Source organism: Pedobacter sp. KBW06 (assembly GCF_003852525.1).
In the GTDB taxonomy this organism is placed as follows: domain Bacteria; phylum Bacteroidota; class Bacteroidia; order Sphingobacteriales; family Sphingobacteriaceae; genus Pedobacter.
In genome coordinates this window covers 12,732-33,236 of the sequence record NZ_QAJL01000002.1, presented here as the reverse complement: position 1 = coordinate 33,236, position 20,505 = coordinate 12,732, and the positions used below count along the sequence as shown (strand labels likewise).

The window sequence follows — 20,505 nt, the reverse complement described above, 5'->3', positions numbered from 1 at the left end:
ATGTCAGACGAAAGAACATCTTTTGTACACCGGAAGCTAAATCCCTATCGGTCAGAATTTTCATGGTTTTAAATATTTAACACTTAATTTACTCAATGGGGAAGTTATTATGCAAGTGTGGACATGTCATTGTAGACCAAACAGATGATCTTCCCTATAAAGGATACTTTATTAAAGATACGCATGTTGAAGAATTATATGAAATATTTGACCATATCAAAGATTTAATTGAAGCACTTAAAGTAAATAAAAGAGAAGAATGGGTGGTTCGGAATTTCGGTAATGAGCCTTATGCCCTGGAATTGAGCGATGCCGACCTGATTCATGACCTTTGGCTGCGTAAAGTAAAAGTCAGCACCATCTATAATTGTGAGCACTGCGGAAGAATATTGTTTGAGCAGGGCGGAGAGAACCGGTTCAAGACCTATATAGAAGAACCAGACGAAGCGCACAATTAATATTATTGTGATATCTGCTAAACAATTTTTTAATGGGGATTACATCCTTATCTTTGTGCCCCTAACCTTATTTCATTAATTTTAATTCTATAAAGCCTGCTAAAGGCATAAAATATAATAAGCAAATATGTCAGACGAAAAAATAATCTTTTCAATGGCGGGGGTAAATAAGATTTATCCACCCCAAAAGCAAGTTTTAAAAAACATCTACCTTTCCTTCTTCTATGGTGCCAAAATTGGTGTTATCGGTTTGAACGGATCTGGTAAATCATCTCTTTTAAAAATCATCGCAGGTTTAGATAAATCCTTCCAGGGAGAAGTGGTTTTCTCTCCGGGATATACCGTTGGTTACCTGGCTCAGGAGCCTGAACTGGATGAAAATAAAACAGTTAGAGAAGTAGTGGAAGAAGGTGTTGCTGAGATTACAGCCATCCTTAAAGAATACGAGTCTATCAATGAGCAGTTTGGCTTACCTGAAGTTTATGAAGATGCAGATGCAATGGATAAACTGATGGCCAAACAAGGTGAACTACAAGATAAAATTGATGCCTCAAATGCCTGGGAGCTGGACAATAAACTGGAGCGTGCCATGGATGCGCTTCGTTGCCCTGATCCGGATACCAAAATTGGTGTTTTATCGGGTGGTGAGCGTCGCCGCGTAGCGATGTGCCGTTTGTTATTACAGGAACCGGATGTATTGTTACTGGATGAGCCTACGAATCACCTGGATGCCGAAAGTATCGATTGGTTAGAGCAATTCCTGAAAGATTATAAAGGAACTGTAATTGCAGTAACCCACGATAGGTACTTCCTGGACAATGTAGCAGGCTGGATCCTGGAATTAGACAGAGGTGAAGGTATTCCATGGAAAGGAAATTATTCTTCCTGGTTAGATCAGAAAGCAAAACGCCTGGCACAGGAGGAAAAAACAGAAAGCAAACGTCAGAAAACACTGGAGCGAGAGCTGGAATGGGTACGCATGGCGCCAAAAGCCAGACATGCCAAATCTAAAGCACGTTTATCAAACTATGACAAACTGGCTTCTGAAGACTCAAAAGAAAGAGAAGACAAACTGGAGCTGTTTATCCCTGCAGGACCAAGATTAGGAAATGTGGTGATTGAAGCCAATAACATCACCAAAGCTTATGGCGATAAACTCTTGTTTGAAAACCTGAGTTTCTCTTTACCTCCGGCAGGCATTGTAGGGATCATCGGTCCAAACGGTGCAGGTAAAACCACTTTATTCCGTTTGATTACGGAGCAGGAAACACCGGATACCGGAACATTCCGCGTTGGAGAAACCGTTGCTTTAGGTTATGTGGATCAAATGCACAATGACCTTGATCCTAATAAAACTGTTTATGAAAACATTACTGATGGTTTAGATAACATTCAGTTGGGAAATAAAGCAGTAAGTGGAAGGGCATATGTATCTAAATTCAACTTCAATGGCGGCGACCAGCAGAAAAAGGTGGGGATACTTTCCGGTGGAGAGCGCAACAGGGTCCATCTGGCCATCACTTTGAAAAAAGGTGCCAACGTATTGTTACTCGATGAGCCAACCAATGATATTGACGTAAACACGTTAAGGGCATTGGAAGAAGCGCTGGAAAACTTTGGCGGATGTGCAGTAGTGATCAGTCACGATCGCTGGTTCTTAGACCGTATCTGTACGCATATTCTTGCTTTTGAAGGCGATTCGCAGGTTTACTTCTTCGAAGGAAACTACAGCGATTACGAGGAAAACCGTAAAAAACGTCTTGGAGATGTCACTCCACACCGTTTAAAATATAAAAAACTGGTTTAAACGACCGCAAAACAAAAAATGGCTGCTCCGAAAGGAAGCAGCCATTTTTGTATATAAAGCATTTTGCTTATAAAGAACGGGCTTAGAATTTATTCCTGACGCGTTCCAGTAGTTCTTTTGTTTTTCTGATTCCTTCTTCTTCGGATAAAGTCGACCCTTCGTATTCTATGCCAACAATTCCAGTCCATTTTGCCGCTTTGATGATCTCAAACATACGGGTATAATCGATGTCTGTTTCCTCACCGTCTTCTTTAAAATTATGGGTTTTGGCGCTCACACCTTTTGCGAAAGGCATCAGGTCTTTTACCCCCTGATATTTATCATATTCTTTCTCCGCACTGATTCTGAAGTTTCCGAAATCAGGAAGGGTTCCGCAATAAGAGCTGTTTACACCCTTGATCACCGAAGATAACCAGTTTCCATCCGAAGAATATCCGCCATGGTTTTCCACAATGATATTGATCTTGTTTTTCTTACCGTATTCGGTCAGTTTCCCTAATCCGTCAATCGCAGAGGCTTTAATTTCTTCTGCTGTTCCTTTTCCTGCCGCATTTACCCGAATGGTTTTACAGCCCAGAAATTTAGCAGCATCCACCCATTTGTAATGGTTTTCTACCGCGATCAATCTCGCTTTATCATCTAAATCACCCAGATTGCCTTCTCCATCGATCATGATCAGGTGGTTTTGGATGCCTTCACTATCTGTTCTGTCTTTAAGTTCTTTTAAATAAGTTTTATCCGTTTCCTTCTTTTTGAAAAAAGGACTTACATATTCCACGATATGAATGCCAAAATCATTTTTTGCTTTTAGCGGAAAATCCATGTTGGTCATCTTTCCGGCAAAGAGTGCTTTATGAAATGACCACTCCGCAAGAGAGATCTGAAAAAATTCTTTTTTATCTGCGGCAAGGGCTTCCAGAGGAAGGAGAGAAGAGATGCTTGCGGCGGCAGATAAAATGCCCAGATCTCTGATGAAGTTTCTACGGTCTGTTACTTTCATTTGTGGTTAGTTTTAGTGATGAATGATACAAGGTATTAATTTATGTCTGGAAAAAAAATACTTTCAAAAAAAGGCTTCTGTTGGGCGGCTAATGTCAATATTAGTAACAACTTAGTGTGTTTTTAACACATTTTGTTAATTAATGCACCTGTGGATTTTGGATTTCGGCTAAATGCTTCTATTTTAGAGATTAAATAGGTCAGGTAAAATATCAGTTGAATCAAAATCTTATAGATGAAAGTTAAAGTATTATTGACAATCCCACTCTTTGTCTCTGCTTTTTGCGCCTCCGCTCAGGAGAAAAACAGCGCTTACAAACAACAAATTGACGGCACAAAATTAAGCTTTGAAATGAAGGCCATTCCCGGTGGAGAATTCCAGATGGGAAGTAAAAAAGGAAAAGCAGATGAGCAACCTGTTCACAAGGTAACCATCGACCCTTTCTGGATGAGTACCTATGAAGTGATCTGGGACATCTACGAACCTTTCTTATATAAAGATTACGAAACCACACACAGTACCGGACCTGTTCCAGCCAATGTAGACGCGGTAACCAGGCCAACGAAGCCCTACCTCGACATGACTTTTGGTATGGGGAAAGAAAACCATCCCGCATTGGCGATGACCCATTACAATGCCATTCAGTATTGTAAATGGTTATATGCAAGGACCGGTGTTTTTTATCGCTTGCCAACGGAAGCAGAATGGGAATATGCCAGCAGAGCAGGAAGCACGGAAGAATATGCCTTTGGTAACGACGCCGCTAAACTCGGAGATTATGCCTGGTTTAAAGAAAACAGTGCAGGAAAAACCCATGTGGTAGGACAGAAAAAACCAAACCAGTGGGGATTATACGATATGTACGGCAATGTAGGAGAATGGACCTATGACCAGTATGTTCCTGATTTTTATAAAGGAGTTACAGGCGAAAAAGCGAAGAACCCGGTTTCTGTGCCTGATAAACTGTATTCTCATGTGATCCGTGGAGGCTCTTATGATGATGTGCCTAAAGATATACGTTCTGCAGCCAGATTAGCCTCAGATCCGGTATGGAAACAGCTGGACCCACAGATTCCAAAAAGCAACTGGTGGTTTCCTGAAGCCCCTTTCATTGGAATGCGACTGGTAAGACCGGTTACACCTCCTTCAAAAGAAGCCATAGATGCCTATTACAATAAACCGGTAATCGCAGATTACTAGAAAAAAGAACTCACACTAACAACCAAATATAAACCAACCAAAAACTATGAATAAGGAAGAATTGCGCGATAAGCGCCGTGAATTTTTAAAGACATCTGCATTAGTGGCAGGTGGCGTAATGCTAAATCAATTTGCCTTTGCAGGTGGTCATTCTTCTACGGATGATACCATTAAAATTGCACTGATCGGATGCGGTGACCGTGGAACCGGGGCTGCTTTTCAGGCATTGAGCACCAAGCAGAATATTAAACTGGTCGCTATGGCTGATGCTTTCCAGGACAGACTGGACAACAGCTATAAAGTACTTTCAGATAAATTTAAAGAAAAAGTTGATGTTCCTCAGGACCGCAGATTTGTAGGTTTTGATGGGTATCAGAAAGCCATCGCCCTTGCGGATGTGGTATTGCTGGTGACCCCTCCGGGATTCCGACCTACACATTTCGAAGAAGCGATTAAGCAGGGAAAACATGTATTTATGGAAAAACCGGTTGCAGTAGATGCGCCTGGCGTCCGTAAAGTACTTGCTGCGGCAGAACTCGCGAAACAAAAGAAATTAAACGTAGTTGTGGGTCTGCAACGCAGGTACCAGGCAAACTATAGAGAAACCTTAAAACGCATTCAGGATGGCGCAATAGGCGACGTAGTGAGTGGTCAGGTATATTGGAACAGTGGTGGGGTATGGGTGAAAAAACGCCAGCCAGGACAAACGGAGATGGAATATCAAATGAGAAACTGGTATTACTTCAACTGGTTGTGCGGAGATCATATTGTAGAGCAGCATGTTCACAATATTGACATTGCCAACTGGGTTAAAAATGCTTACCCTGTTTCTATTCAGGGAACCGGAAGTCGTGCCTGGAGAACAGGGAAAGACTACGGAGAGATCTATGACAACCATGCGGTAGAGCTGACTTATGCGGATGGATCTGTGATTTACAGCCAGTGTCGCCATTTCGAAGGAATTGCAAACCGTGTAGATGAAACTTTCCAGGGTACTAAAGGCCGCGTATACCTTTCTGCGGGCAATAATGGGGTACTTTGGGACCATAAAGGAAAAGAGCTTTTCAGTCACCCAACCAAGGGCAATGCAAATCCATACCAGACCGAACATGATGAACTCTTTGCTGCAATAGCAAAAGGTGAGTATAAATTCGCCGATGCAGAACGTGGTGCAAAAAGCTGCTTCACCGCAATCGTGGGCAGGTATGCAACGTATTCAGGACAAACAATTAAATGGGATGAGGCCCTTAAAGCAGACAACAGTCTGATGCCGGCAGAATTGAGCTGGACGGCAAATCCAAGATTAATGCCGGATGAAAATGGCTTGTATCCAATCCCTACTCCGGGAAAATCAAAAATAATTTAAACAGGAATTCCGCTTGTGGCCATTGTTCCTAAGTCGGCAATCCTGCTGTTACCGTTGCTGATCTCTCTTTTTTTACAAAAGAAAGATCAGCAGCAGTATAGTATCCATGGCTATGCTCAGGGGACAGATTATTCCATTAAATATTTCGCGGAAGACAGTGTCGTTACCAAAAGTGCAGTAGACAGCATCTTGCTAAAGATCGATTCTTCCATGTCCCTTTACAAATCCTATTCTCTGATCAGCCAGTTCAACAGGGCAGAGAAAGGAATCCTATTGGATGCTCATTTTGCCGCGGTAATGAGAAAATCCTTTGAGATCTATGCAGCTACTCAGGGGAAATTTGACGTCACGGTAGCGCCCCTGGTTCAGGCCTGGGGATTTGGGCCGAAACCTGTGGAAAGCTTTCCTGACAGCGCAACGGTGAAACAACTGTTGCAAAATGTAGGAATGAATTACCTCGAACTCAAGGGAAATTACCTCAAAAAGAAAAAACCTGGAATAAAGATCGACCTGAATGGGATCGCTCAGGGCTACAGTGTAGATGTGGTTGCCGATTACCTGCTAAAGAAAGGAATTCGCTCCTTTGTGGTCGAAATTGGGGGAGAACTGCGGGTTGCAGGTTCAAAACCAGACGGTTCCGTGATGAGGATCGGAATTGAAGGACCTGCCTTATCTGCACAATCGGAACCCGAAATCAGGCACATCTTAAGTTTCAGCAGTGGTGCCGTAACCACTTCCGGAAATTACCGGAAATACCTGCAGCGGGGCAAAGGAAAGATCGCACACCTGATTAACCCCAAAACGGGTTATCCTTTAGACAATCAGCTGATCAGTGCAACAATCTATGCCAAAGATGCCATTACTGCCGATGGTTATGACAATGCGGTCATGGCAATGGGGGTAGAGGAAGCACTGGCCTTTGTGAACGCTAAAAAAGGGATGGAGGCTTACCTGATTTACCATCGTAAAGATGGAAGCGTAGCCGATACCCTGACGAGCGGTTTCAGAAAGATGATTTTAAAATAAACAATAGACTTACAACCAGACCAACCAAAGCATAATTTATGAAAAGAATAGAATTTTTAAGAAATAGCTTTATCGCCACAGGTGCGGCATTGGCCGGATCTTCCCTAAGTGCAGCTGCGGCACCTGCATCGGGTAGCGCAGCAACAGGACTTGCAGGAAAAACCTTTAACCTGGATTATGCACCACATCAGGGCATGTTTGCCAATCATGCGGGTAAAAGTTTCCTGGACCAGATTCAGTATATGTATGATCAGGGCTTTCGCTCGATCGAAGACAACGGATATCTCGGCAGACCTATAGAAGAACAAAAGAAAATAGGTGATTTACTGGCCAAACTGGGCATGAGGATGGGCGTGTTTGTGGTAGATGGGGGCGACAACTGGAAGACTTCCCTGACCACAGGAAAGAAAGAATTTAAAGACAAGTTTGTGGAAACCTGCAAACAATCCGTAGAAGCAGCAAAAAGATGTAATGCAAAATGGATGACCGTTGTTCCGGGATTCTATGAGCGTAAACTTCCATATGGAAACCAAATGGCAAATGTAGTAGATGCCATGAGGGCAGGAGCGGAGATCTTTGAACCGCATGGCCTGATCATGGTATTGGAAACACTGAGCGATACGCCAGAGCTTTTCCTGCAGCAAACGCATGAAACCTTTAACGTGTGTAAGGCCGTAAACAGTCCTTCCTGCAAAATTCTGTACGACATTTATCACATGCAGAAAACCGAAGGCAACCTGATCGTGAACATGGACCGTTGCTGGGACGAGATTGCCTATATCCAGATCGGCGACAATCCGGGAAGGAAAGAACCGACTACCGGAGAGATCAATTACAAGAACTTATTCAAGCACTTATACAATAAAGGATATAAAGGCGTGATGGGAATGGAGCACGGGAATTCTAAAGGGGGTAAGGAAGGAGAACTCCGTGTGATCCAGGCTTACCGTGAGTCGGATGATTTTCTTTCTTAAAAACGCTTAAAATAAGCTAAACTGGGCTTTTGGAACTTTAAATAAGCCAGAGTCCAGTTTTATTACCCCTTCATTTAAATGGTTTAGCCGGCAATGCAGTTTAAAGCTGTCTCTGATCAGCTTTGCGATGTTGCCATCGCCCCTCATTCTTTCCCCAAACCTGCTGTCGTTTACATTTCCTCCATGGCAGGACTGGATCGCATGCCATACTTTTTCAAAACGGTCCGGATAATTCTTGCGAAGCCAGTCCTCAAAGATGCCGGAAATTGCGCCGTTCAGCCTGACAATCGTATAACCTGCTGCCTGAGCACCCGCATTGGCTACCGTTTTTAAAATGGCCGGAATTTCATGATCACTTAAGCCGGGAACCAGCGGGGCCACCATAACGCCCATGGGAATCCCTGCTTTGCTGAGTTCTTCCACTACTTTTAACCGCTGTTTGGCAGTGGTGGTCCGGGGTTCCATCTTTTGTCTGAGCTTTTCATTCAGGCTGTTAATCGAAACATATACCATACACAGATTTAGCTTTGCCAGCTCAGTTAACAGGTCGAGGTCCCGGAGGATCAATGCATTTTTGGTGATCAGGCCTATCGGTTGACGGTATTCCAGGGCGATTTCCAACAGCTGACGGGTGAGCCTGAATTGCCTTTCTGCGGGTTGATAACAATCGGTATTGCCGGAAAGTGAAATGACGGCCGCATCCCAGCCCTTACGCTCCAGGAATTTTTTGAACAAATGTGGTGCATCTTTCTTGACGATGATCTTCCTTTCAAAATCAAGCCCTGCACTAAATCCCCAATATTCATGGGCATTCCGGGCATAACAATAGGTACAACCATGTTCACATCCCTGATAAGGGTTGAGGGAATAGTCCATTCCTACATCCGGACTGTCCACCTTATTGACAATAGATTTACTTTTTCCGATGATGAAAGTTGTCTTTTGATCGGCTTCTTCCCAATCGTCTATTCCTTCCGAATGTTCTTTTACATAATCATCCTTCGCAAACCTGTTGTGCGGGTTGAGCTGTGCCCCCCTGCCTTTAAAGTAATTGTCCTTAGGTTCTTCGTCTAATATCATTAGTTAAAATTACTAATAATATTAGCAATTTGCAAATGATTATTCTTCTTTTACATTGGGGATATAATCCATAGGAACCATGTCGGCGATTTTCTCATAAGCCCAGAATCCACCCAGAAGGACAGATTTCGGATTGAAAATCCCTCCGTTAGGGTAAAAATGGATAGGGCCTTTCAGGATGTGAAGGGTAGAAATCTGATAATTGGGGATATCGAGTGGTCTGGCAACCGCATGACCGGAAAAAGCGGTATAATCTTCGGTTTCGCGTTCATTGGTGTTGATCACATACAGGTCTCCGTCGAAATTCATTGTTTTGACATCCTTATACAATTGGGTAGCCAGGGTATCGGTCAGGATTTCCGACCTGTCCAGGACGTTCAATGATTTTGCGACTGCCCTTTGTTTGAGCCAATAGCTGATGGAATCGTTTAGCGGAGAGGTAAAACCCGGGCCAATGCGGACAATGGTATTTCCAGGTTTGTACAAGCGCTTAATGCTGGCATTAATGAGGCTGTCGGGAAGCCTGTTGCGGTTGGCAACACTCCTCATCTTATGAATGATAAAACCTTCCGTTTTCGTCGTATTCTGATAGAGGGAGCGGAAAAAATGCTGAGAAGAACCTGCATAGGCGATTTCTCTTTTCTTCAGCCAGCTTTTTCTTTTTGAGGAGGAGGCAGGCAATTCTTCAAAAGAAGGGTGGCCGGCATAGAAAACCACATTGTCTACGAAATCTCTTTCAAAATACTCCAAAAGGTATTTGATGCGGTAACCCAGTGATTTATTTTCGATGAGGAGGAATTCATTGGCTGTGACCCTCAATATTTTTCTTTCTTTGTCGTACTCCGTTTGAATCACCTGAGGATTGAGGATTTTACATTTCTCGGAATTGGGTGTTTTCCCGATGAAATGGTCTTTGAACATTTCCAGGTAACGCGCCCGGTTTGGGTCCGCTTTGATGACGACCTCTTTCAGCTGAATCGTGTTTTCCTTTAACACAGCCTCAATTTTAACGGATTTATCCGAGATCAGCACGTTTTTACTCAGGGGAAGGTAGCCCATCATCTGGATCAGGACATCGTAATTGCCCACGGCCACATTGCTCAATATAAACTGTCCGTTGCCATCGGATACCGTGGCCGCTTTATATCCGGCCAGATAGATGCCTGCTCCCGGAAGAGGTTTCCCTTCTCCATCCTTCACCGTTCCGGAAATACTGAATAGATTTTGCCCGAAGCCGTTAAAAGAGAAAAATAAAAGCAAAACACAACAGGAGTACCATTTCATCATCTGGCTAATGTAGCCAATCATTTATAGATTTAAAAGCATAAAAAAAGCCCTTTTCAGGGCTTTTACTACTTGTCTGTGGTTGATCAGGATTCTGATTCAATTCCCAGTCTTTTCATTACATCGTCACTTACTCCTGTAGAAGAGTAACCTCCATCATGGAACAGGTTCTGCATTGTTACCATTCTGGTAAGGTCTGAGAACAGGGTGATGCAATAATCTGCGCAGGATTCTGCATCTGCATTGCCCAGTGGGGCAACAGAATTGGCAAAATCAAAGAAGTCGCCGAAGCCTTTAACTCCTGAACCTGCGGTTGTTTTTGTCGGAGATTGTGAAACCGTATTGATACGGACTTTTTTCTCCAGGCCATAATGATAACCAAAGCTTCTGGCAATAGATTCCAGCATGGCTTTAATGTCTGCCATATCGGTATAGAAAGGATAGGTTCTTTGTGCGGCCATGTAGGTCAGGGCGACCACACTACCACCTTCACTAATGGCATCTAATTTTTTAGCTACTGCTAACATTTTATGAAAAGAAAGCGCGGACACGTCAATTCCTTTCATGAAATAATCGTAGTTAGACTCTGTATAAGGGATCTTTTTGCGAATGTTTACGCTCATTCCGATCGAGTGGAGTACAAAATCTATTTTTCCACCTAATATCTCTTGTGATTGGGTATAAAGGTTAGTGAGGTCTTCCACGCTGGTTGCGTCAGCAGGGATGATCTTTGAGCCTGTTTTTTCGGCTAAAGCATTGATTTCTCCCATTCGCATGGCGATAGGGGCATTGGTTAAAACAAATTCGGCACCTTCTTCATGCGCTTTTTCAGCCACTTTCCATGCAATGGAATTCTGATCCAGTGCACCGGTGATGATGCCGCGTTTACCTTTTAATAAGTTGTACATAATTTCTTGTTTTGTTATACATTACTTCGTGTCGAAAGTAATAAAAATTAACATATTTTTGGATTTAGTCAGACGCAGCTTTTTTCTGAGTGGTCATATAAAAATTGTAATTAGTTAGCCTTATTAAGGCCTTGAGCCAGTGGGGCAAAATGTATGGCATCAATAAAGCTTTTGATCCGGGCTTCTAATGGGCTGTGTTATCTAGTGAATATGAATATCAGTTGCTGATTCAGGAATGATTAATACTTCATTCATATAGTGATCAAAAATGACGGTTTGTGAAACCATTGGTTCAAACCAAGAATCAAATGATCCACCTATAATACCTAACTCTGGAACATACAAAAAGCGGTCAATTCCCCTTCTCAGATTTAATCCGTCTGCAACCCGCCAGTCTGTGAATTGCCAAAACTTATAACACTTATATCCCAGTATCTCTAATGAACCGGAAAAGAAAGTTAAAGGCCGTTCTAAAGGTCTCTTTAAACTTGAGCTACCGGTTTGATTTTTAGAGGTAATAGCATTTACAGAAAAGTCCTTATAGATCTCTTTGTGTCTTGTTTCAAATGCTTTAACAGATAAGTCGGGTGATTTGGTATTGATGTATATATTGCCCATTAGATTTGGGAATAATACTGGTTGTTCAATCATCTTAAAGTACTCGGTAATACAGTTTTCGGACCTGAAATATTTATCCCCCTTTTTGATAATTAAAATAATATCCTGTCTTTTTAAGTGATCGGAATCATAACCACTAGAGTTCAGGAACATCTTAAAGCCATCTTCAAACAGCAGTTTTAATTGTCTAAAATCGATAATCTGGGCTTTTAGGTCTTTAACATTCACTGCAGACCAATTTTCTTTTGATACTGTGGGAAGAATAGAAAACAAAATCAATGTATTTTTGTCGTACCTAAGGTTATAGAGCTCAATGTCTATAGATTTTCCATAAGCCTTATTTGCATGGAGACTAATATCAACGACTTTATAATCCTTACTATCCAAATCGAGGACAAAATATTTATCATGAGCTAGCAAGGCTGTAGATATGATGGTAAGTATAAAGAGTATTGTTGTTTTTTTCATCTGTCAAATTGTTGTAATACCTTATATTATAGTAATTGGGACATTTTATGGACATTTTGACCCTGTGAACTTATTCTTTCTTACATCACGCTCATTTTGATTTAAAAGCTTTGCGTCTGCGCCCATGGCAAGGATGCCCGATGAAGCAAGGGCGTCTGCAGTAATTTTTGGTAGTTTCGTATTAAAGCTGCAGATAGCTGCAGATAACTCCTTAACAAAATTATTTCCCATTACCGTGTGTTGGTTCACAAAAACAGCTTTTGTTACATCAATACCTCCAGTTAAACTATTGGCATACGCAGGATTGATTTCCGGATAAACAGTAGTAAACTGGTCTCCCAGTCTGCTTTTTTCGACGTTTAAATATGCATGTAAAGCTTCGTGGTACATCGTAACTAATATATATTCTTTAGTCGCATGGTTCAGCACTTCTTCATTAATACGAATGCGTGATTCCATGGAAAATCCTGCATCCCAATTGTATCCATTTTTCATTACGAGATTAGTGACCTGATGATCTCCATCTATATTAGGAGTCGAAGAAAAAGGCGAGGATACAAATTTAATATGAAAATCGCAATTTCCGTTAAAAGTCGAGTTTATCTTTTCCGCGATATCATTTTTCAAATAAGGCATTTGAGCTAACAAGTCTTGCGCACATGGATAATTTACTAATGAATCAATGATGTCCCAGACGGGAATGATTGGATCTGGATCAATAGTGCCTGAACCTCCTCCTCCAGGATATGGAGTGTATCCGCCACCATCACCATCACCGCCGCCACCACCACCAGAGCCGGCCCCCGGGGCGTATACCATACAACTATATCCAGATACATAGGTTGTACATTCCATATATCCCTCAACTCCAACACAAGATGTCTTGTAGTCAGGCTGCATCGATATGCATGGAGGATCTTGATAGATCATCAATGTATTACTATTGCCTAAACGTCTTGTATTACCCACATTTTTTAAATGCGAATAATAGATTCTGGTTCCATAATTATATCCTTCAAGACTGCCATTGATTCTCTTTACAATACTACCTTTAATATATTCCCAGCCATTCTCAAGCTTTCCCCTCATATTAAAAAACATGACCTTGCCGCTAAGATTCTCAGCATGTTTGTAATGTATATCTTTTAAGTTTTGCAATTCAGGTTCTTCATTTAAAACAGACATGTAGCAACCAGTTGTAATTTTTCCCGTTGTTTTATTCTTAAATATGAGTAACCTAATATTGTTCTTTGAATTACTATTGTATTTTACAGAGCCTAATGTTTGGTGAACATTTTTAGGATTCGAAAGATTTAATTCATATACCCACTGATCAGTTTGGTCATTTATATAGATTGAATCCCATAAGGGCATCATGTCTTTAAAATATACATCGTTCACTGATCTATTTTTGCTGTACCAGTCTTCCAACTCTCCCTGAGTTATTGGTTGTGGCAGATCATTTTTTTTACAGCTTACTACAGTAAGCAACTGTAGTAGGCAAAATAATCCAATTATCGATATTCGTAAATAGAGAGAGCTAGCTTTCTTCATGTATTTTGATAAATGAACGTAAATTTATTGTTAGTTTGGAGCGAGTTTGTTAAACGAGGATAACTTCGTTATTAAATTAAATGTAATACAAATAAATGAAAATCAAATGTTTGCGTTTAATTTGTGATGAGAATTTTTCCTAGTTTAGGAAAGTAGACTTGTGAGGGTGTTTAATATCCGCCGCTTTAATTATTTCGGTGGGGTTATTGATTAAAAATAAGTTATACTAACCTTAACTGTTTGTGTAATGGTTTTTTTGTTAAAATTTATCGATGCGACTCTAATCTTACCAATCATAGGATAAGTAAGATTTAGTGGTATTCTTGAGATAATTCTATTTACTTCTGAGATAAGAATAACTATCTAAAATCTATCTTTAATAGCCCAGAAGTTCTTTTGCATTTGCGATGGCCGGGTTACCCGGATCCTTGCCGCTTAACATTTCTGCGATCACCTGGATTCGCTCTGCGGGAATTAACCTGCGGATCCCCGTAGTAGGGCGGACTCCTTTTTCATTTTTATAAACGAAATAGTGTGCTTCTCCTTTGGCTGCAATCTGGGGAAGGTGGGTGATACAGATCACCTGCATGTTTTTCTCCAGATCTCCGATCACATCACCTACACGTAATGCGGTTTCGCCGGAAATACCAGTATCAATTTCATCGAAGATAAGGGTAGGTAAAGCCGTATGTTTGGCCATGATGGACTTGATGGCCAGCATCAGTCTGGAAAGCTCTCCTCCCGAAGCGACCTTTCCTACCGGGGCAGGTGGCTGGCCACTGTTGGCAGAGAACAGCAATACAATATTGTCTTTTCCGTCTTTATTCAGTTCTTCGAGAACTGTCTTTTCTATTTTGATCCTGGCCTTAGGCATTCCTACCTGCTGCAGGACTGCGGCAACCTGGTTTTCGGTACTGATGATAGATTTACTCCGGTCGGCAGAAAGGGTTTCCGCCATCTCCAGTAAGCTGGCTTTTAAGGCCGCTATTTCTTTGTTCAAGCGGTCGATCTCTTCATCGCCGCTAAGTAAGTTATTCAGGTTGTCTGACAATTGCTGACGAATGCCAATCAATTCGGCTACACTGTTGACTTTATGTTTTTGCTGAAGCGTATAAATCACATCTAACCTGCCATTGATCTCTTCGATCCGCACCGGATTAAAGATGATGCTTTCTTCCAGGTTCATGGTTTCTGCAGCGATGTCTTTTAATTCGATTAATGCGGAGCGCAGGCGCTCATTTAAGTTGGCATAGTCCGCGTTAAAGCGTTCTATACCCTGCAGCTGGACGATCACTTCTTTGAGAATCGGGAGTGCTGAGGCTTCTTCTTCAGACAAAAGGTTATAGGCATTGACCAGACTTCTCTTAATGCTCTCCGCATTGTTGAGTGTTTGGAGCTCTGTTTCTAAAAGCGTTTGTTCATCCGTTTTCAGATCGGCACTTTCCAGCTCATTGAATAAGAACTGTTCGTAATCCTGTCTGCTTTTTGCTTCGTCTGCTGCGGTTTGCAGAGCCGATAAATGCTGCAGGTGTTTTTTATATTGTTTGTAACCCTGGCGGTAGTCTGATAACAAGAGTTGATGGTCTGCCAGTGTATCTACCACAGAAAGCTGGAATCCGGGGTCATTAATTTCTAAAGTCGCATGCTGAGAGTGAATATCGATCAGTTTCTCGCCAACCTGTTTCATCACAACGAGGGTTACAGGGGTATCATTGATGAAAGCTCTTGATTTTCCGTCGGTAGAAATTTCCCTTCTTAAGATCGTTTCCTCATTAAAGTCAATATCATTGTCTTCAAATAAGTGCTGCAGGTTATGGTCTGTCAGCAGAAACTGACCTTCAATAATGCACTTCTTTTCCTGATTAAAGAAATATCTGGTTTCTGCGCGCTGGCCTAAAATCAGCGAGAGGGCACCCAGCATAATGGATTTACCGGCACCTGTTTCTCCAGTGATGATGTTTAAACCCTTGTCGAGGTTTAGTTCAACACTGTCTATTAAAGCGTAGTTACGAATAGAAAGTTTCTGTAGCATATTACGCTGCTAAAATATGAAAACTTAATCAATGGCTGTTCATACTTTTCCACAAAAAAGGCAGAAGAAAAATCCTCTGCCTCCATCTTCGTTTATTTGTGGTTTTAATGCCTTAGTTGTTCGTTTTTGTTGCAGCAGCTGCTGCTTTTTTCTTTTTCAGGGCTTCTACTTCCTGGTCGAATTTCTGTTTGAGTGCTTTATACTCAGCGGAGTTACGGACTTCTTTGTTTTCCTGTCCCATTTTTTTGAGTTCGGACAGGTCATAATAGACCCCACCTTCAGGAGCGTTTTTGCGGATTTCTTCCAATTGCTTTTTCCATTCCGGAGAGTTGAAGTATTTACCGGTTTCTTCTGCACCTTTCTGGATCTCGGCCAGTTGTTTTTTCCATTCCGGAGAGCTAAAATATTTACCGGTTTCCTCTGCGCCTTTTTGGATCTCAGCCAGGTTTTTCTTCCATTCCGGAGAGTCAAAATGTCTGGTCATTTCTTCTGCATTTTTCTTAATCCCTTCTTCCTGCTTTTTCCATTCCGGAGAGTCGTAATATTTGCTGATTTCTTCTGCATTTTTCTGAATGGCTTCCTGTTGTTTTTTCCATTCCGGAGAATTGAAGTGTTTGCTCATTTTTTCTCCGTTTTTCTGGATTTCGGCTATATTCTTCTTCCATTCCGGAGAATTGAAATGTTTGCTCATCACTTCGCCTTGTTTCTGAATGTTTGCTATGTTTTTTTTCCACTCAGGGGATTTTAAAAAGGCAAGGCTTGCAGAGGTGACGCTGTCTACAAAAACGTTGAATTCACCCGATTTTGGGAAGCTGACGAAAGTCTTGTCAAAAACCTCGCTTCTCAGACTGTCCGGAACCTCTTTAATGGAATTGTATTCATGTTTGTTGCCGTTTGCATCCACAGTGATGATTTTAAACTTGCGTTTCTTCTTCGTGGTATCTGCATACTTGTATGGGGTGTTTTGGATTAATTTAAGCGCTTTTAAGTCCTGCACTTTGAATTTTAAGCCAACACCGGCAATTTCCATGTCTTCAGTCAGTGGCACAGCGGGAGCGGTCACTTTTTCCGCTTTAGAGGGTTTAACCCATGCTAAGGAAATTACCGTAGCAATCGTGAGTGTGATTGCAAAAATCTGCTGTTTTGCATTCATATAATTCGTTTTCATGTCTGTGATTCTTTTAATACGGTGATATAAATGTTGATTTTTCCCTGTCGCCGCCATAGAAAGGGCAGGGGTGGATTTATCTTTCAGGATTTCCAGCTTCAGCAAGGCATGGGCATAAGTTACCGGCGTCCCGGTCAGTTCTACCACAAGGTCATCGCAGGCATGTTCACGTTCTATGTTGATGAATCTGCCACTAAGCCAGATGAAAGGATTAAAGAACAAAATGGTTTCTATCCCCGTTTTGATGAGGTTTAGGAGGTAGTCGTTTCTACGGATGTGTGAAAGTTCATGGATCAGGATGGCTTCCACCTGTTTGAGGTCAAGCTGTGTGGCCAGCGCAACCGGAAATAAAACTACCGGTTTAAAATATCCGATAACCAGCGGAATATTTACTTTTTCCGACAGGTAAAAGCCAATTTGTTGTTTGAGGTTTAATTTGGAAACCATCTCCTCAAATACAGCGGTCCATTCTGCGGGCACTGCCAGTTGCGTGGCATTTTTAAGCTGGCTCATTTTTCGGTATCCCGCGATCAGGATAAAGAGCTGGAAGACGATACCAATGCCGTAGACCGTCACGATATAAGGAAACAACGTTTCTGTTTTGCTGCTGATTTCCTGGGGCAGGCTTCTCAGGTATTCATAATAAACTGCACTGATTTGTAATTCTGCTCCAGCAGTACTTCCATTGGCTACGGGGAGCTTAAAGATGGAGAAAAAGGTAACGCAGAAGGAAACAAAGATCAGGCACATGGCTCCGTAAGCGAGATTGTGCTTCAATTGAGACCGCAGCTTTGGAAGTACCAATACGGTTAAGAACAAAATGGCATAGATGATGGCGCCTTGCCATAAGGAGTGAAAGATACTCCAGCCCGTGGCTTTGATCAGGTTGTTTACAATTGCTTCCATGGTTTATTTGTTGCTTAGGTTATCCAGGTATTTTTTAATTGAATCTATTTCGTCGGCACTGGCACTATGGTTTCCGAGTGCCTGCATCACCAATCGTGCAGCAGAACCGTTAAACACATTGTCGATCATTTTACTAACCAGGTGTTGTTCTGTTTTCTGTTGATTAACGAGAGCTTTATAGATATGGGTTTTGGAAGAAGTATCACGAACCACCAAGCCTTTTTCCGACATGATCTGCATCAGTTTCAGGGTGGTAGTATAACCTGCATCTTTATTCTTTTCTAAAATCTCATGGACTTCTCTTACCGTACAATTTCCTTTCTCCCATAGTATCTGCAAGATTTCTAATTCACTTTCGGTAGGTTTAAGGGGTGTCGCTGCTGTCATATCCTTTATATACGAATTGTTTCGTAATCAAATGTACGAATCTATTCGTATAAACAAAATATTTTGTTTGAAAAACAGTTGTTTTTTTCTAAAAGGGGATTACAGGCCTTGTTTGGCTGGTTTTAAGCTTTCGTACTTGTTGATGTTTGCCGGGTCAATGTCTACCAGGAGGTTGAACGCTTTTAAGCGGTCCTGAGGATTTCCGATAGAGAGCAGGTTCACGATTTCATCAGCTTTGGTAGCGAAGTATACGTTGGGGAAGATCGAGCCTAATTTTTGACGGTCCATCTTTGTGAGTCCGGAGAGCAGGGAGATGATCTTTTTGGAACCTTTGTCCATATCTTCCTGAAGGCGGTCCATGCCATTGTAATGATAACTGAAGATAAATTCCCTCAGGTCCTCAAAGCTTTTGTTGAGCAGGTTTTCATTCAGCCAATACCTGTTTCTTAAACCATCAGATGCTTTCCAGCCTTTATTGCCGGATTGCTGTGCCAGATTGAGGATGTTCTGTGCTTTATTGTAAAAAGGGGTTCCACCAAGATTACTAAAGCTGTCTTTATCCAGTCCGATAATCGTATTTGCATAAAATCCGAGCAGGGAGCTCAGGTTGGAAATGAAGTTCTGGTCGGAGTAGTCCAAAGATTGTCCTTCGTTATAATTGAAGTCGAAATCTTTGTCGCTGATGTTTAAAATGGTGCTGTTATAGGCCGTTCCATATACCGGTCTGCTGGATTGGATCTGTGCTTCTGCTTTATAGCCGGAACTGCCATCCCAGGCGGTCACGGTGATCACGAAATTAGTTTCTATACGTTCCTGAGGAGTATAGGTTTCGTTGGTCCACTTGTTGTTATTTAAAAACTCCCTGATGGTATTTTGTAAGACCTCTATGTTTCTCTTGTTGATATTTGGTACCGTTGGTGCCATTACCGTAACCCTTGCATTTAATTCCTGGGCATGAATATCAATCTGGCAAAGAAAGAAAGAGAGGACAAAGAGAAAGAGGCGTTTTTTCATTTGGAGCGTTTTTTACAGTCAGGAAGCTTATAAAACTAATTTTAATATTTCATTGCAAATGTCTTTTGCAACTTCATTTTTTGATTTTGTTTCAAAAACCACTTTTTCAGCAGCTTTATTAAATATAGTGATTTTATTGGTATCTCCCTTAAACCCGGCCCCTTTGTCGTTGAGTGAATTGAGCACAATCAGGTCAAGGTTTTTCTTGCTCAGCTTTGCTTTTGCATAAGCTTCTTCATTTTCTGTTTCCAGGGCGAAGCCGACAAGGATTTGCTGTGCAGTTTTTGTTTGTCCGAGAGTAGCCAGGATATCTTCTGTTTTTTTCAGCTCGAGGCTAAATTCCGGATTTGTCTTTTTAATCTTCTGACTGGCTGCGGTAACAGGGGTATAGTCTGCTACGGCGGCGCTCATGACCATGATGTCCGACTGTGGGAATTCTGCCTTACAGGCCTTCAACATGTCTGCTGCACTGACCACGTCGATCCTCTTGATTTGTGGGAGCGTTTTTTCCGCAGTTGGTCCGCTGATCAGGGTTACTTCTGCACCTAAACCAGCAAAGACTCCGGCAATGGCAAAACCCATTTTTCCGGAAGAGTGATTTCCAATAAAACGAACAGGATCTATGGCTTCATAAGTAGGGCCGGCAGTAACCAGTACTTTCTTACCTAACAAGGGCAGGCCTTTTCTGGCTGCTTCATTCAGGAAAGAAACAATTTCTTCCGGTTCAGCCATTCGGCCTTCCCCGTACAAACCACTGGCAAGTTCTCCTTTTCCAGGAGGGATCACCTCGTTTTCGTAGGATAAGATCTTTTCGATGTTTTGCTGTGTACTTTCGTGCTTCCACATATCCAGGTCCATTGCCGGGGCAACAAAAACGGGACATTTCGCCGATAAGTAGACTGCTGTTAAAAGGTTATCACAAATGCCTGTTGCCATTTTAGCCAGTGTGTTGGCACTTGCCGGGGCAATGACCATAAAATCAGCCCAAAGGCCTAACTCCACATGGTTACTCCAGACACCGGTTTCGGCGTCGAAATATTGGGTGTAAACAGGATTTTTTGATAGGGTAGCCAGTGTGAGCGGGGTAATGAAATTTGCCGCATCGGCCGTAAGGATAACTTTAACGTTTGCGCCAGCCTTTACCAGTAACCTGACCAGTATCGCTGATTTATATGCTGCAATGCTGCCGCAAACGCCAAGAATAATGTTTTTATTTTCTAGCATGGTTTTTTAATGCAAGAATGCAATTGAATAC

17 protein-coding genes are annotated in these 20,505 nt (G+C 42.0%); 6 read left to right on the top strand and 11 right to left on the bottom strand.

Annotation, left to right across the window (positions count from 1 at the left end):
• The first annotated feature begins 95 nt into the window (after positions 1-95).
• Complete coding sequence (locus tag DBR43_RS10350; protein WP_124580606.1) at positions 96-458, top strand: hypothetical protein; 363 nt, start codon at positions 96-98, stop codon at positions 456-458.
• Between the two features lie 127 nt (positions 459-585).
• Positions 586-2,265, top strand: a complete 1,680-nt coding sequence (gene ettA, locus DBR43_RS10345; RefSeq protein WP_124580604.1) for an energy-dependent translational throttle protein EttA — start codon at positions 586-588, stop codon at positions 2,263-2,265.
• An 82-nt stretch (positions 2,266-2,347) separates the two neighbouring features.
• Here the strand turns inward: ettA and DBR43_RS10340 are convergent, their stop codons facing one another.
• The gene (locus tag DBR43_RS10340; protein ID WP_124580602.1) at positions 2,348-3,265 is read right to left on the bottom strand and encodes a sugar phosphate isomerase/epimerase family protein; all 918 of its coding nucleotides are present in this window, start codon (positions 3,263-3,265) and stop codon (positions 2,348-2,350) included.
• A gap of 234 nt (positions 3,266-3,499) precedes the next feature.
• On the opposite strand from DBR43_RS10340, the gene DBR43_RS10335 reads away from it, so the two are divergent.
• From DBR43_RS10335 to DBR43_RS10320, 4 genes are read left to right on the top strand one after another with little or no spacing between them, the layout of a single operon-like run.
• On the top strand, positions 3,500-4,465 hold the full coding sequence (locus DBR43_RS10335; RefSeq protein WP_124580600.1) for a formylglycine-generating enzyme family protein: 966 nt from the start codon (positions 3,500-3,502) through the stop codon (positions 4,463-4,465).
• A gap of 46 nt (positions 4,466-4,511) precedes the next feature.
• The gene (locus DBR43_RS10330; RefSeq protein ID WP_124580598.1) at positions 4,512-5,831 is read left to right on the top strand and encodes a Gfo/Idh/MocA family protein; all 1,320 of its coding nucleotides are present in this window, start codon (positions 4,512-4,514) and stop codon (positions 5,829-5,831) included.
• A gap of 15 nt (positions 5,832-5,846) precedes the next feature.
• Positions 5,847-6,857, top strand: a complete 1,011-nt coding sequence (locus tag DBR43_RS10325) for an FAD:protein FMN transferase (RefSeq protein WP_124580596.1) — start codon at positions 5,847-5,849, stop codon at positions 6,855-6,857.
• A gap of 38 nt (positions 6,858-6,895) precedes the next feature.
• A complete protein-coding gene (locus tag DBR43_RS10320) occupies positions 6,896-7,831 on the top strand; it encodes a hydroxypyruvate isomerase family protein (protein ID WP_124580594.1) in 936 nt (311 codons plus the stop codon).
• Between the two features lie 6 nt (positions 7,832-7,837).
• Here the strand turns inward: DBR43_RS10320 and DBR43_RS10315 are convergent, their stop codons facing one another.
• The 10 genes from DBR43_RS10315 to coaBC form a co-directional block, all read right to left on the bottom strand.
• A complete protein-coding gene (locus DBR43_RS10315) occupies positions 7,838-8,911 on the bottom strand; it encodes a PA0069 family radical SAM protein (protein ID WP_124580592.1) in 1,074 nt (357 codons plus the stop codon).
• A gap of 39 nt (positions 8,912-8,950) precedes the next feature.
• Positions 8,951-10,219, bottom strand: coding sequence for a carboxypeptidase-like regulatory domain-containing protein (locus DBR43_RS10310; RefSeq protein ID WP_233602936.1), 1,269 nt, complete (start codon positions 10,217-10,219; stop codon positions 8,951-8,953).
• A gap of 62 nt (positions 10,220-10,281) precedes the next feature.
• Entirely contained in the window at positions 10,282-11,106 is an 825-nt protein-coding gene (locus DBR43_RS10305; protein ID WP_124580590.1) for an enoyl-ACP reductase, read from the bottom strand.
• Positions 11,107-11,304: 198 nt separating this feature from the next.
• The gene (locus DBR43_RS10300; RefSeq protein ID WP_124580588.1) at positions 11,305-12,189 is read right to left on the bottom strand and encodes a hypothetical protein; all 885 of its coding nucleotides are present in this window, start codon (positions 12,187-12,189) and stop codon (positions 11,305-11,307) included.
• Between the two features lie 45 nt (positions 12,190-12,234).
• Positions 12,235-13,743: a hypothetical protein gene (locus DBR43_RS10295; RefSeq protein WP_124580586.1), complete on the bottom strand. Its 1,509-nt coding sequence runs from the start codon at positions 13,741-13,743 to the stop codon at positions 12,235-12,237.
• Positions 13,744-14,119: 376 nt separating this feature from the next.
• Positions 14,120-15,775, bottom strand: a complete 1,656-nt coding sequence (gene recN / locus DBR43_RS10290; protein ID WP_124580584.1) for a DNA repair protein RecN — start codon at positions 15,773-15,775, stop codon at positions 14,120-14,122.
• A 112-nt stretch (positions 15,776-15,887) separates the two neighbouring features.
• Positions 15,888-17,849 carry a M56 family metallopeptidase gene (locus tag DBR43_RS10285; RefSeq protein ID WP_124580582.1) on the bottom strand — a complete coding sequence of 654 codons (1,962 nt, stop codon included), beginning with the start codon at positions 17,847-17,849 and terminating at the stop codon, positions 15,888-15,890.
• A gap of 3 nt (positions 17,850-17,852) precedes the next feature.
• The gene (locus DBR43_RS10280) at positions 17,853-18,236 is read right to left on the bottom strand and encodes a BlaI/MecI/CopY family transcriptional regulator (RefSeq protein ID WP_124580580.1); all 384 of its coding nucleotides are present in this window, start codon (positions 18,234-18,236) and stop codon (positions 17,853-17,855) included.
• Between the two features lie 99 nt (positions 18,237-18,335).
• Positions 18,336-19,250 (bottom strand): DUF4835 family protein, encoded by a 915-nt coding sequence (locus DBR43_RS10275; RefSeq protein ID WP_124580577.1) that lies wholly within the window; start codon positions 19,248-19,250, stop codon positions 18,336-18,338.
• 27 nt (positions 19,251-19,277) lie between these two features.
• Entirely contained in the window at positions 19,278-20,474 is a 1,197-nt protein-coding gene (gene coaBC / locus DBR43_RS10270; RefSeq protein ID WP_124580575.1) for a bifunctional phosphopantothenoylcysteine decarboxylase/phosphopantothenate--cysteine ligase CoaBC, read from the bottom strand.
• Positions 20,475-20,505 lie beyond the last annotated feature (31 nt).